Raw genomic sequence first — 14,074 nt, forward strand, 5'->3', positions numbered from 1 at the left:
GCTCAGCCCTGGCTGTCGAAGGCCGCTGTCAGGCAGGCGGTGAGGCGCTGGGCGAGGGTGCCGTCGGGGTCCAGGCGCGGGTTGAAGATCGTGACCGTCAGGCCGACGGCACCGCCCGCGGACAGGGCCGTACGCAGCACGCTCTCCAGGTCCTGCCAGGTCAGCCCGTCCGGCTGCCGGTGGTCGACGGCGGGCATGACGGCGTCGTCCAGGACGTCGACGTCGCAGTGGATCCAGTACCCGGCGTCCGCGCCGCCGCCGCTCAACAGCCCGACGGCGCGGCGGGCCGCCTCGGCCGCCCCGAGCGCGCGCACGGTGTGCAGTTCCATCGCGTGCAGGGCGGGCGGCAGCGGCTGCATCCCGTACGCCGCGGACTCCTCCGCGTCCCGGAAACCCAGGGCGACGACGTCGCCGTCCCTGACGAGCGGGCCCCGGCCCTCCAGGTCGGCCAGCACGCGGGGGCCGCGTCCGGTGGCCAGGGCGAGTTCCATGGAGGCCACCTCGCCGGCCGGCTCGGCCGAGGGCTGGTAGAAGTCGCTGTGCCCGTCCAGGAACAGCAGGCCGTGCCGGTCGCGGCGACGCAGCGCGAGCAGGGTGCCGAGCAGCACGCTGCAGTCGCCGCCGAGCACGACGGGGAACCGGCCGGTGTCGAGGACCTCGCCCACGGCGTCGGCCAGAGCGACGGAGTACGCGGCGATGCCACCCGCGTTCAGCACCCCCGTGTCCGGATCCCGCTCCGGGTCGTACGGCGGCGGCTCGACCCGACCCGCGCGCACCGCCCCGAGCCCCTCGGCCAGCCCCGCCCCGAGCAGCGCCTCGGGCAGCTCCTCCACGCCGGTGGGGCGCAGCCCGAGCACGGACGGTGCCTCGACGATCGCCAGCTTGCGCACGTCCGGCTCCCTCGTCAGCAGCCTGGCCCTCACCCGTCACGGGGTATGGGCCCCACCGTAGACGGCGGGGCCCCGTTCAGCAGGCCGGGCGTCACCCTGACGGGGCAGCACGTCGACGCCCCGCGCGACCCGTGCACCTTCGCACGCCCCCCCGGACGTCGGTCCGCGTGCACCTGCGCACGACGCCCGGACGTCAGTGCCCGTGCACCCCGTTCGTCGCGGCGATCCGCTTCCACGACCTGGGCTGGGACACAGCCTGCGCTCCCTTCGCCCCCTTGGCGACCGCGGCGGCCCGCGCAGCCGGCACCCCCGGCTTCGACGGCTGGTACAGCCACGTGTCGAAGAGCCCGGTCAGCGGCTTGCCCGAGACCTCCTCCGCGTACCGCCGGAAGTCCGCCACCGAGGCGTTGCCGTGGGCGTACTTCGACGGCCAGCCCTTGAGGATCGCGAAGAACGCCGCGTCGCCGACCTTGTTCCGCAGCGCCTGGACGGCCAGGGCGCCACGGTCGTAGACCGCGATGTCGAACTGGTTCTCCGGGCCCGGATCCCCGGGCTTCACCGTCCAGAACGGGTCGTCGGCGGGGTGCGAGGCGTACACGTAGTCGGCGAGTTCCTGCGCCGTGCCCTCGCCCTCGTGCTCGGACCACAGCCACTGCGCGTACCGCGCGAAGCCCTCGTTGATCCAGATGTCCTTCCAGCCCTTGAGCGACACCTCGTCGCCATACCACTGGTGGGCCAGCTCATGGACGACGACCGACACGTTCGACCCGTTCGCGAACTGCCGCGGGCTGTAGAACGGCCGGGTCTGGGTCTCCAGCGCGTACCCGGTGTTCGTGTTCGGCACGTATCCGCCGAGCGCGCTGTAGGGGTACGGCCCGAAGTACCCGGCCAGCCAGTCCGCGATCTCCCCGGTGCGTTCGATGCTCGCCCGTGCCGCCCCGGCGTTCGCCCCGAGGTCCCTGCTGTAGGCGTTGAGAACGGGGATGCCGCCGTCGGTGGTGCCGGTCGTGATGTCGAACTTCCCGACCGCGAGCGTGGCCAGGTACGTGGCCTGCGGCTTGTCGGACCGCCAGTTCCAGCGCGTCCAGCCGAGCTTCGAACTCGTCGACTGGAGCGTGCCGTTGGAGATGGCCTGCGTACCTTCCGGGACCAGCACGGAGACGTCGTAGGTCGCCTTGTCCAGCGGATGGTCGTTGGCCGGGAACCACCACGCGGCCGCCTCCGGCTCGTTCGCCGCGACACCCCCGTCCGGGGTGCGGTGCCAGCTGGTGAAACCGAAGGCCCGCTCGGACGACGGCACCCCGCGGTAGCGCACGACGACCGTGAGGGGCGCGCCCTTGGCCAGCGGGGTCTTCGGCGTGATCTCCAGCTCCTGCTCGCCCGAGGTCCGCAGCGCCGCCTTCGCGCCGTTGACGCGCACCTCGCCGACGTCCAGCAGGAAGTCCAGGTTGAAGCGCGTCAGGTCCTGCGTCGCGCGGGCCACGAGCGTCGCCGTGCCCTCCAGTTCGTCCGTGGCCGGCTGGTACTTCAGCCGGAGGTCGTAGTGCGAGACGTCGTATCCGCCGTTGCCGTAGGCCGGGTAGTAGGGGTCGCCGATACCCGGCGCGCCGGGGGAGAGGGGCGCGGCCGATGCCGGGGTCGCCAGCAGGAGAACGGCCGCCGCCAGGGCTCCCGGCGCGATGATTCTGCGGTGCACGCAAGGCTCCAAGTCGTAGGGTCCCGAGGTCTTCCGGGGGTCTGTCCGGAGCCTATTGACTCCCTGTGCCCCTGATCATGTCCATGGCCCCTGCTGTCACACGATCGCCATTCGGCCGACATGGGACACCACTCCCGCGGCCCCCTCCGGGACACGCCGGTCCGTCAGCTGCCCTCTTCTGCGCAGGAGTTCACCGATGTACCGTCCGGCGCATGCCGAAACGCACGCGCTTCACGACCTGGAGACCGCTCGCGACGGCGGCCACGGCCGCCCTCCTGGCCACGCTGCTCACCCCCGCGGCCGCACAGGCCGCGCCGGCACCGGCCGCCCCGCGCGGGAGCGACCCCGTCCACTCCTACGAGAACGCCATCCGCGAGGCCGTCTGGGTGGACACCGGGCTCGACGGCGACCGGGACGGAAGGACCGACCGGGTCGCCGTCGACATCGTCCGCCCCCGCGAACCCGCCCGGCAGGGCCGCAAGGTCCCCGTCATCATGGACGCCAGCCCGTACTACTCCTGCTGCGGGCGCGGCAACGAGAGCCAGAAGAAGACGTACGACGCGCAGGGCCGTGTCGCACAGATGCCGCTCTACTACGACAACTACTTCGTGCCGCGCGGCTACGCCTTCGTCGGCGTGGACCTGGCCGGCACCCATCGCTCCGACGGCTGCGTCGACGTCGGCGGCCGCTCCGACATCCAGTCCGCCAAGGCCGTCGTCGACTGGCTGAACGGGCGCGCCACGGCCTACACGAGCCGCACCGGCACCACCCGCGCCCGGGCCGGCTGGACCAACGGCCGCACCGGCATGATCGGCAAGAGCTGGGACGGCACCATCGCCAACGGTGTCGCCGCCACCGGCGTCGAGGGCCTGGAGACCATCGTCCCGATCAGCGCCATCTCCTCCTGGTACGACTACTACTTCCAGCAGGGCGCCCCGCTGTACGACTCCGGCCCCGAGTGGCTGTCGGACTACGTCGACAGCCCCGAGGCCCGCGCCAAGTGCCAGGCCGTCCAGCAAAAGCTCGTCGACGGCGCCCCGCGCACCGGCGACTGGACCCCGCTGTGGACCGAGCGCGACTACGTGAAGGCCGCGCGCAAGGTCACGGCCAGCGTCTTCCTGGTCCACGGCATGCAGGACCTCAACGTCCGCATGAAGCACGTCGGCGCGTGGTGGAACGCCCTCGCGAAGAACGGCGTCGAGCGCAAGATCTGGCTGTCGCAGACCGGCCATGTCGACCCCTTCGACTTCCGGCGCGGCGCATGGGTCGAGACGCTGCACCGCTGGTTCGACCACGAACTCATGGGCATCGACAACGGCATCGACCGCGAGCCCGTCGCCGATGTCGAGCGCGCCCCCGACCGGTGGGAGACCTCCAGGACCTGGCCGCCGAGCGGCACCCGGGCCGCCACCCTGCGTCCCGACCGGGGCGCCCGGGCCGGCGTCGGCACCCTCGGACTGCACCGGGGCCACGGCACCGAGACGTTCACGGACGACCCGCGGTCGAGCGAGACCGACTGGGCCGCGCGGCTCGACGAGCCGACACCCGGGAAGGCCGGTTTCAGCACCGGAGCGCTCACCCGCGACCTGCGCCTGGCCGGCTCCTCCCGGGTCACCGTCACCGCCACGCCCTCCACCCCGACGGCCCACCTCTCCGCCGTCCTCGTGGACGTCGGCCCCGCCACCATCCGTGACTACGCCGACGCGGGCGAGGGCATCACGACCCTCACGAACCGCACCTGCTGGGGTCCGAGCACCACCGCCGACAGTTCCTGCTTCAAGGAGACGAAGGCGAAGACCGCCGACGTCGGCTACACGATCGTCAGCCGCGGCTGGGCCGACCTCGGCAACCACGCCTCCGGCCACCAGGGCTCCCCGCTCACCCCCGGCAAGCGGTACACGATCACCCTCGACCTCGCGGCGACCGACCACGTCGTCCCGAAGGGCCACCGGCTCGCCCTGATCGTCGGGGGCACGGACCAGGGCCTCATCGACCCTCCCGCCGACCGGCCGGAACTCGCACTCGACCTCGCCCGCACCTCGGCCCGCGTCCCCTTCGTGGGCGGAGCCACCGCCTTCGCCCGCGCCACCACGGGCGCCGCGTACACCACGCCCGACGCCACGTTCCTGGACGGCGTACGGGAGCCGCGCGCCGCACACCGCGTCCCGGAGGCGAGCCGGTGACCCGCGCACGCGCCCTGATCCTGACCACCGCCGCCCTCACGGCCTCCCTGGTCACCGCACCGGCCGGGGCCGCGCCGGACTCCCCGCCGCGCACCGGCTTCGAGCAGTCCGACGGCGCGCGCTGGACCACCGAGGGCGAGGAGCAGGACTTCCTCACGGCCGTCGACCGGTCGAGCAGCCGCGTCTCCGTGACCCGCGTCGGCACGACGAGACAGGACCGCCCGCTGCGGCTCGTGCGGACCGGCAACCGCCCGAGCCCCACCAAGGTGCTGCTCGTGTGCAGCCAGCACGGCGACGAACCCTCCGGCCGCGAGGCCTGTCTGACCACCGTCCGCGACCTCGCGTACGCCCGTGACAGCCGCACCCGGCGCTTCCTCGACCGCACCACGGTCCTGGTCGTGCCCACCGCCAACCCCGACGGCCGGGCCGCGAACACGCGCGGCAACAGCGACGGCGTCGACATCAACCGCGACCACCTCGCCCTGCGGACCGCAGAGGGCCGCGCCCTGGCCGCCGTCCTGCGCGACGAGCGCCCCGACCTCGTCTACGACCTGCACGAGTACGGCGCCACACCCCGGTTCTACGACAAGGACCTCTTCGACCTGTGGCCGCGCAACCTCAACACCGACGAGGCGGTCCACGACGAGGCCAGGACCCTGTCCGAGGCGTACGTCCGGCCCGCGGCGCGGAAGGCGGGCCGCTCGACCGGGACCTACGGCATCTGGACCGACCCCGAGACCGGCGAGCCGGTCAGACAGGTCGCCGGGGACGGGCAGGAGCGCATTCTGCGCAACATGTCCGGTGTGAAGCACTCCGTCGGACTGCTCATCGAAAGCCGCGTCGACCCGCTCACCGAGGCGGAGAAGGCGGACGAGGCGCTCAACAACCGGCGCCGGGTCGACTCCCAACTGGACGCGCTGCGAGGCATGTTCGGATACACCGAGCAGCGCCGGACGCGTATCGCGACGACGACGGCGCTGGCCCGGCTGGAGGGGTACGCCGACACCGGCCCCGTCTACGTCGGCGGCGCCGACAACGATGCCCCCGAACCGGATGAAATCATCCCGAACCCACCCTGCGGCTACCGGCTCACCGCCGCCCAGTACGCCGAGGTCGGCGACGAACTCGCCCTGCACGGCGTGCGGGTGCGCGAGGACCGCGACGGGGTGCTCGTCCCGCTGCGCCAGCCCCTGCGGGCGCTCGTGCCACTGCTGCTCGACGACCGGGCCGAGTACCACCTGACCGGAGGTTCATCCGAAACCGCATGCTGAGAGGGGTGAAATTCCGCCACACGTGGTAGCAGCGTTACGAGGACCGCGTCCTCACCTGCTGTCCCGATGAAAGGTGCCGCCTGTGACGCAAGAACGATCACCCGACAAGGGCTCCCCGGACGGAGCCACGCTACCGGGGTCGGAAGCGGGTCTGCCCGGCCAGGACCGGCCGCAGACCGACCGCATCGTCTTCGGCGTCACAGCGGCGCTCACCCTGGCCTTCGTGATCTGGGGCGCCACGGCGACCGATTCGCTCGAAAGCGTCTCCACCAGCATGCTCGGCGGCCTGATGCACAACGGCGGCTGGGCGTTCATGCTGGCCGCCTCCGGCTTCGTCGTCTTCGCCCTCTGGCTCGCGATCAGCCGCTACGGCCGGATCCACCTCGGCGCGGAGGGCGAGGAGCCCGAGTTCCGCACCGTGTCGTGGGTTGCGATGATGTTCAGCGCGGGCATGGGCATCGGCCTGATGTTCTACGGCGTGAGCGAGCCGCTGTCCCACTACGGCACGCCCCCGCCGGGTACGAACCCGGCCGACTCCGGCGAACGCATGGAGACGGCCATGGCCACCACCCTGTTCCACTGGACGCTCCACCCGTGGGCGATCTACGCCGTGGTGGGCCTCGGCATCGCCTACAGCACCTTCCGCAGGCGCCGCCGGCAGACCATCAGCGCGGTGTTCACCCCGCTCATCGGCGAGAAGAACGCCAACGGCGGCGTCGGCCGGGCCATCGACGTCCTCGCGATCATCGCGACCGTCTTCGGCTCCGCCGCCTCCCTGGGTCTGGGCGCGCTCCAGATCGGCTCCGGTGTGCAGGAGCTGAAGTGGATGGACAAGGTGAGCACCGGGCTGCTCGTCACGATCATCGCGGTGCTGACCCTGGCCTTCGTGGCGTCCGCGATCTCCGGTGTGGAGAAGGGCATTCAGTGGCTGTCCAACACCAACATGGTGCTGGCGCTGATCCTCGCCCTGTTCGTGTTCGTCGCGGGCCCGACCATCATCGTCCTGGACCTGCTGCCCACCTCCGTCTTCGCCTACCTCGGCGACCTGCCCCAGCTGGCCGGCCGGACCGAGGCGAGCGGCGGCGAGGGCGTGGCCGACTGGCTGGGCAGCTGGACGGTCTTCTACTGGGCGTGGTGGATCTCCTGGACGCCGTTCGTCGGCATGTTCATCGCCCGCATCAGCCGGGGGCGCACGATCCGCCAGTTCGTCGGCGGTGTCATCCTCGTGCCCAGCACGGTCAGCCTGATCTGGTTCGCGATCTTCGGCGGCTCGGCCATGAAGATGCAGGAGGACGGGCAGCTCAGCAAGGAGGCGACCCCGGAGGGACAGCTCTTCGGCGTGCTCCAGCAGTTCCCCGTCGCGACCGTCACGAGCCTGCTCGTGATGATCCTCGTCGGCATCTTCTTCGTCTCGGGCGCCGACGCGGCCTCCATCGTCATGGGCACCCTGTCGCAGAAGGGCGCGCTCGAACCCGGCCGCTTCGTGGTCGTGTTCTGGGGCGTGGTCACCGGTGCGGTGGCCGCGATCATGCTGCTCGTCGGCAGCGGCCAGGGGGATGCGCTGACCGGTCTGCAGAACCTCACGATCCTCGCGGCCGCGCCGCCGTGGCCGTAGTTGTGCACCAGGAGCCGCCCGTCCGGCAGGGTGTCCCGCTCCAGCCGGACCGCGGGCCGGGCGGGTCTGAGGCCCACCCGGTGCCCCAGCACCCGGGCCCCGGCGACCTCCGGCCGCAGGGCCGCACAGCGGCGGACGATCGCCTCGGCGGTCGCGGGGTCGGGCTCCAGCGACCACGCGTCCTCCTCGGAGGTACCGCCGAGGACGAGCCCTCCCGGCTGCGGGAACAGGTACGCGTGGTCCCCGGCCGCGTCGGTGGAGACCAGCCAGGTGTCGACCCCGGGGTTCTCCACGACGACCAGCTGGCCCCGCACCGGCCGTACAGAAGGGTCCGGCACGAGCTCCCGCGCGGCGAGCCCCGTGCAGTTGACCACGACCGGCGCGTCCACCTCCGCGAAGGAGGCCACCGTACGCGTCTCGACCACGCCGCCCGCCGCGACGAACCGGTCCCGCAGCCACGGCAGATGGACCGGCATGTCGATGAGCGGCAGCCGCGCCCACAGGCCCGTGCCCGCGTACTCGCCGGGCGTGGCCGCCCGCAGCCCCGCCACCCGGCCCGCCGGCCACGCGTCGGCCTCGTCGAGGGGCGTCTCGCCCAGTACCCCTTCGGCCATCCGTACGCCGGCCGGTTCGGTGCCCGCCGCCAGCTCCCGGTACACCTCCAGGGACCGCAGCGCCCACGCCCGTGCCGTCGCGAGCGGCTCGATCCGGTACGGCCACCACAGCGCGCCCGCGACGGCGGAGGTGGTCGCCCCCACGGCGTCCCGCGTCCACACCCGGACCCGCCGGCCCCGCTCCGCCAGGGCCAGGGCGGTCGTCAGCCCGATGACCCCTCCGCCGACCACCACGATCTCGTCACTCGGCTCACTCGACATGCCGGGACCGTAGCGGAATCCGTCATGCCGTGCTCACATCACGCGCAGTGTGGGAATACTCACCGTATGTGTGCCGAGTACGCGACCTTCGGCCTGGCGCCCGCGATGCGGGCCGGGGGAGTCAGCAGCGACGGTGGTTACCGGGTCCACCGGGATTTCGTCGACTTCATCGTCGACGGACGTCCCCTGTTGTTCCAGCTCTCCGACCTCGACGCGGTCTCCCCGCTCGCCTCCGACGTCCCGCCCGCGATCTTCACGGCGCAGGTCCGCAGCCTGCTCCTGGAGAGTCCGGCCCCGCTGCCCGACGGACGCTACGTCGTCTACGGCTGCCCCGAGTGCGAGGACCTGGCCTGCGGTGCCGTCACCGCGGTGATCCGCAGCGACGGCGAGGACTTCATCTGGCAGGACTTCGCCTGGCAGACCGGCGACCACGCCGACCTGGAGCTCAACGGCTACCACGGCATCGGCCCGTTCCGCTTCCGCGGCCCCGAGTACCGGACGGCGCTCGGCGCCCTGCTGAACGGCTCCGCGCCCGATCCCCGTCGGCGCGTCCTGCTGATCGGCGCCCGCGTCGCCGTCCTCGCCAGACTGGCCGCCGCCTTACGCACGATCGGCGTCGGCGCCGACATCGCCCAGGACGCCGACGGCGTACCGGCCGACGAACTCCGCGGCTACGGCGCCGTCGTCCACGGCCACGCGGCCGGGGAGCGGGAACGCGCCGCCGTCCGCCGTGCCTTCGAGCGGGCCGGGGTCCCGGTCGCCCACGTCGACGGCCTCGCCCCGATCGTTCCGCTCCTCGTCGCCCAGATCGAACACGCCCTGGACCGCAGCCCGGCCGACCGGCGCCGCCTCACCGGCCTCACCGCGGCCGACGGCACCGCCGACGTCGAGGTCACCTCCACCTGCCGGGTCACGCTGACCGCGTACCGCCTCGACCGGCTCTCCCGCACCCACACCCACGAGGTCTTCGACGGCGTCCTCGAACCCGGCCGCCACCGCGTCGCCCTCGACACCAAGGCCGTCCGGGGCCGGTCGTTCGTCGTGGCGCGCACCTCCGGAAGCGTCCTGGTGGCGGCCGTGACCCCCTGAGCGGCCCGGCGGTTAGGATCGGCGCTCTGATGACTGCCACCCTCGTCGCCAAGAACCTCGCCGCCGGCCACGGCGACCGCTCCCTGTTCACCGGACTCGACCTCGTCGTCGCGCCCGGCGACGTGATCGGCCTGGTCGGGGCCAACGGAGCGGGCAAGTCCACCCTGCTCAGGCTGCTCGCCGGACTCACCGCACCCGAGCAGGGGGAACTGCGCCTGTCCCCGCCGACCGCCACCGTCGGCCACCTCCCGCAGGAGCCGGACCGCCGCCCCGGTGAGACCGTGCGGGCGTTCCTGGCCCGCCGCACCGGCGTCGCCGAGGCCCAGCGGGCCATGGACGAGGCCACCCAGGCCCTGGTCGACGGGGCACCCGGCGCCGACGACGCCTACGCCACCGGCCTGGAGCGCTGGCTCGGCCTGGGCGGCGCCGACCTCGACGAACGCGCCGAGGAGGTCGCCGACGGCCTCGGTCTCGCCGTCGGCCTGGACCAGCCGATGACGTCCCTGTCCGGCGGCCAGGCGGCCCGCGCCGGACTCGCCTCCCTGCTCCTGTCCCGCTACGACGTCTTCCTCCTGGACGAGCCGACCAACGACCTCGACCTGGACGGCCTGGAGCGCCTGGAACGCTTCGTGAGCGGCCTGCGCGCCGGAACGGTGGTCGTCAGCCACGACCGCGAGTTCCTCACCCGCACCGTCACCAAGGTCCTCGAACTCGACCTCGCCCAGCGGCAGGTCAACCTCTTCGGCGGCGGCTACGAGGCGTACCTGGAGGAGCGGGAGGTCGCCCGCCGCCACGCCCGCGACGTCTACGAGGAGTACGCCGACAAGAGGGCCGCCCTCCAGGACCGCGCGCAGATGCAGCGCTCCTGGATGGACAAGGGCGTGAAGAACGCCCGCCGCAAGGCGGGCAACGACAACGACAAGATCGGCCGCAAGTTCCGCAGCGAGGCCAGCGAGAAGCAGGCCGCGAAGGCCCGCCAGACCCAGCGCATGATCGAGCGCCTGGACGTCGTGGAGGAGCCCCGCAAGGAGTGGGACCTGCGCATGGAGATTGCGTCCGCCCCGCGCTCGGGCGCGGTCGTCGCGACCCTGCGGGACGCCGAGGTGCGCCGCGGTGACTTCGTCCTCGGCCCGGTGTCCCTGCAGATCGACTGGGCGGACCGGGTGGCGGTGACGGGAGCCAACGGCGCCGGCAAGTCCACGCTGCTCGCGGCCCTCCTCGGCCGTGTCCCGCTGGACGCCGGGCACGCCGCGCTCGGCTCGGGTGTCCTGCTCGGCGAGGTCGACCAGGCCCGCAAGCTGTTCCACGGCGAGGAGTCGCTGCTCGACGCCTTCCGCACGGCCGTCCCGGACACCGAACCGGTCGAGATCCGCACCCTCCTGGCCAAGTTCGGCCTGAAGTCGGACCATGTCCTGCGCCCCGCGGCGAGCCTCTCCCCGGGCGAGCGCACCCGGGCCGCGCTGGCACTGCTCCAGGGCCGGGGCGTCAACCTCCTGGTCCTCGACGAGCCGACCAACCACCTGGACCTGCCCGCCATCGAGCAACTGGAGTCCGCCCTCGACGCCTACGAGGGCACCCTGCTGCTGGTCACCCACGACCGCCGCATGCTGGACGCGGTGCACGTCACCCGCCGCCTGGAGGTGGCGGACGGCAAGGTGACGGAGCGCTAACGGGCCGTCAGGCGCCCGGCCAGCCGCGGATAGTCGACGACGAACCCCTCCTCGTCGAACTCCAGATCGCTGCGGAAGTCGCCCGAGGAGAAGCGCACGCGCCCCGGTCGCAGATGTGTGGAGGTCTGCCGCGACGGCCGCACGGCCAGGTCCGGCATCGACACCCAGGCGGAACCCAGGCGGTCTCGAACCCCTGACTCCCCGACACTTCCCAGGTGATGGCACCCATGCAGCAACCCTGGAACGGAAAGGGCGCGAAGCGCCCTTTTCCCAGGGGCGCGGGGAACTGCGCGACCAGCCACAACGGCCCGCAGATCCCCACGGGCCCACGGCCCCACGGCAAAGCCGTCAGCGCCTGCCGCCCTTGGGGTCCGCCAGCCCCGCGCGGCGCAGCGCATCGGCCATCGCGCTGTTGGCCGGCGGCGGCGCCTGACGCGAACCGCCACCACCGCGGCCGCCGCCACCACCACGCCCGCCCTGCCGCTGCTGCGGCGGACGCCCCCCGCGCTGCCGCCGCTCACCCGAGCCGCCGCCCTGCTGCCCCTGCCGGGCCGCCTCGTCCTCAAGCCGCAGCGTCAGCGAGATCCGCTTGCGCGGGATGTCGACGTCGAGCACCTTCACCTTGACGATGTCGCCGGGCTTCACCACGTCCCGCGGGTCCTTCACGAACGTCTTCGACATGGCGGAGACATGCACCAGGCCGTCCTGGTGGACGCCGACGTCGACGAACGCCCCGAACGCGGCGACGTTCGTCACGACGCCCTCGAGGATCATCCCGGAGGACAGGTCGGAGATCTTCTCCACGCCCTCCTTGAAGACGGCCGTCTTGAAGGCCGGGCGCGGGTCGCGTCCCGGCTTCTCCAGTTCCTTGAGGATGTCGGTCACCGTCGGCAGACCGAACGACTCGTCGACGAAGTCCTCAGGCTTCAGCGAGCGCAGCACCGCCGTGTTGCCGATGAGCGCGGCGACCTCCTGCCCGGCGGTCTTCACCATGCGCCGCACCACCGGGTACGCCTCGGGGTGCACGCTCGACGCGTCCAGCGGGTCGTCACCGCCGCGGATCCGCAGGAAGCCCGCGCACTGCTCGTACGCCTTCGGGCCGAGCCGGGCCACCTTCTTCAGCTCACCCCGGGCCTTGAACGGCCCGTTCTGGTCGCGGTGCGCCACGATGTTCTCGGCGAGCCCGGACGTGATGCCGGAGACCCGGGCCAGCAGCGGGGCCGACGCCGTGTTGACGTCGACGCCCACGCCGTTCACACAGTCCTCCACCACCGCGTCCAGCGAACGCGACAGCTTCACCTCGGACAGGTCGTGCTGGTACTGGCCGACACCGATCGACTTCGGGTCGATCTTCACCAGCTCGGCCAGCGGGTCCTGGAGCCGGCGGGCGATCGACACGGCGCCGCGCAGCGACACGTCCATGTCGGGCAGCTCCTGCGAGGCGAAGGCGGACGCCGAGTACACGGAGGCACCGGCCTCGGACACCATCACCTTGGTGAGGTTCAGCTCGGGGTGCTTGGTGATCAGCTCGCCCGCGAGCTTGTCGGTCTCGCGGGAGGCGGTGCCGTTGCCGATGGCGACCAGCTCGACCGCGTGCTCCTTCGCCAGCCGGGCCAGCTTGGCGATGGCCTCGTCCCACCGGTTGGCGGGGACGTGCGGGTGGATGACGTCCGTGGCGACGACCTTGCCGGTCGCGTCGACGACGGCGACCTTCACCCCGGTACGGAAACCGGGGTCGAGGCCGAGCGTGGCACGGGTGCCCGCCGGGGCGGCGAGCAGCAGGTCGCGCAGGTTCGCCGCGAAGACCCGCACGGCCTCGTCCTCGGCGGCCGTGCGCAGCCGCAGCCGCAGGTCGATGCCGAGGTGGACGAGGATGCGGGTGCGCCACGCCCAGCGGACGGTGTCCTTCAGCCACTTGTCGCCGGGGCGGCCCCGGTCGGTGATGCCGAACCTGTGGGCGACGATCCCCTCGTACGAGGAGGGGCCGTCGGTCTGCTCCTCGGGCTCCAGGACGAGGTCGAGGACCTCTTCCTTCTCGCCGCGCAGCATCGCGAGGATCCGGTGCGAGGGCAGGTCCGTGAACGGCTCGGCGAAGTCGAAGTAGTCGGAGAACTTCGCCCCCGCCTCCTCCTTGCCCTCCCGCACCTTGGCGGCCAGCCGCCCGCGCACCCACATGCGCTCGCGCAGCTCACCGATCAGGTCGGCGTCCTCCGAGAACCGCTCGGTGAGGATCGCCCGGGCGCCGTCGAGGGCCGCCTGCGGGTCCGCCACGCCCTTGCCGGCGTCAACGAACGCGGCAGCCGCGGCGAGGGGGTCGACCGACGGATCGCCGAGCAGCCCCTCCGCCAGCGGCTCCAGCCCCGCCTCACGGGCGATCTGCGCCTTGGTGCGCCGCTTGGGCTTGTACGGGAGGTAGATGTCCTCCAGGCGCGCCTTCGTCTCGGCGCCCCGGATGCTCGCCTCCAGTTCCCCGGTGAGCTTGCCCTGCTCGCGCACCGAGTCCAGGATCGCCGTCCGCCGCTCCTCCAGCTCGCGGAGGTAGCGCAGCCGCTCCTCGACGGTGCGCAGCTGCGCGTCGTCGAGCATCTCGGTCGCTTCCTTGCGGTAGCGGGCGATGAAGGGCACCGTGGAACCGCCGTCGAGCAGTTCCACGGCGGCCCTGACCTGCCGCTCCCGTACGCCGAGCTCCTCGGCGATCCTGCCTTCGATGGACACTGCCTTGATGGACCCGTTGGACCCGGGTGTCGTCACGATCCCGTACCGCCTTCTCCACTGAGGTTGCGCG

Annotated in this window: 9 protein-coding genes and 1 pseudogene; 5 read left to right on the top strand and 5 right to left on the bottom strand. The window is 72.5% G+C overall.

Going from position 1 to position 14,074, the window contains the following annotated elements; all coding sequences use genetic code 11:
* Positions 1-2: 2 nt before the first annotated feature.
* Together ACFV20_RS10435 and ACFV20_RS10440 are read right to left on the bottom strand one after the other, a co-directional pair.
* The gene (locus ACFV20_RS10435) at positions 3-890 is read right to left on the bottom strand and encodes an arginase family protein (RefSeq protein WP_385654780.1); all 888 of its coding nucleotides are present in this window, start codon (positions 888-890) and stop codon (positions 3-5) included.
* Between the two features lie 193 nt (positions 891-1,083).
* A complete protein-coding gene (locus ACFV20_RS10440) occupies positions 1,084-2,586 on the bottom strand; it encodes a M1 family metallopeptidase (protein ID WP_385654783.1) in 1,503 nt (500 codons plus the stop codon).
* A 212-nt stretch (positions 2,587-2,798) separates the two neighbouring features.
* Here ACFV20_RS10440 and ACFV20_RS10445 point away from each other — a divergent pair, with 212 nt between their 5' ends.
* From ACFV20_RS10445 to ACFV20_RS10455, 3 genes are all read left to right on the top strand, one after another.
* Complete coding sequence (locus ACFV20_RS10445) at positions 2,799-4,769, top strand: Xaa-Pro dipeptidyl-peptidase (protein WP_385654785.1); 1,971 nt, start codon at positions 2,799-2,801, stop codon at positions 4,767-4,769.
* Complete coding sequence (locus tag ACFV20_RS10450) at positions 4,766-6,040, top strand: M14 family metallocarboxypeptidase (RefSeq protein ID WP_385654788.1); 1,275 nt, start codon at positions 4,766-4,768, stop codon at positions 6,038-6,040. The genes ACFV20_RS10445 and ACFV20_RS10450 overlap by 4 nt, the downstream gene beginning before the upstream one ends.
* Before the next feature lie 82 nt (positions 6,041-6,122).
* The gene (locus ACFV20_RS10455) at positions 6,123-7,655 is read left to right on the top strand and encodes a BCCT family transporter (RefSeq protein ID WP_385654790.1); all 1,533 of its coding nucleotides are present in this window, start codon (positions 6,123-6,125) and stop codon (positions 7,653-7,655) included.
* Here the strand turns inward: ACFV20_RS10455 and ACFV20_RS10460 are convergent.
* A pseudogene (locus tag ACFV20_RS10460) lies at positions 7,598-8,530 on the bottom strand (NAD(P)/FAD-dependent oxidoreductase); the annotation flags it as partial. The gene ACFV20_RS10455 and the pseudogene ACFV20_RS10460 sit on opposite strands and share 58 nt — an antisense overlap.
* 66 nt (positions 8,531-8,596) lie before the next feature.
* Between ACFV20_RS10460 and ACFV20_RS10465 the strand changes: the two are divergent.
* Both ACFV20_RS10465 and ACFV20_RS10470 read left to right on the top strand, forming a co-directional pair.
* Positions 8,597-9,619 (top strand): oxidoreductase, encoded by a 1,023-nt coding sequence (locus tag ACFV20_RS10465; RefSeq protein ID WP_385654793.1) that lies wholly within the window; start codon positions 8,597-8,599, stop codon positions 9,617-9,619.
* Between the two features lie 29 nt (positions 9,620-9,648).
* Positions 9,649-11,289, top strand: coding sequence for an ABC-F family ATP-binding cassette domain-containing protein (locus tag ACFV20_RS10470; RefSeq protein ID WP_385654796.1), 1,641 nt, complete (start codon positions 9,649-9,651; stop codon positions 11,287-11,289).
* Here ACFV20_RS10470 and ACFV20_RS10475 read toward each other — a convergent pair.
* Positions 11,286-11,687, bottom strand: a complete 402-nt coding sequence (locus ACFV20_RS10475; protein WP_385654797.1) for a putative glycolipid-binding domain-containing protein — start codon at positions 11,685-11,687, stop codon at positions 11,286-11,288. The genes ACFV20_RS10470 and ACFV20_RS10475 overlap by 4 nt on opposite strands.
* Entirely contained in the window at positions 11,638-14,040 is a 2,403-nt protein-coding gene (locus ACFV20_RS10480) for a Tex family protein (protein ID WP_385654800.1), read from the bottom strand. Before ACFV20_RS10480 ends, ACFV20_RS10475 begins: the two co-directional genes overlap by 50 nt.
* Between the last annotated feature and the right edge of the window lie 34 nt (positions 14,041-14,074).

This window comes from Streptomyces sp. NPDC059696 (genome assembly GCF_042733745.1).
GTDB lineage: Bacteria > Actinomycetota > Actinomycetes > Streptomycetales > Streptomycetaceae > Streptomyces.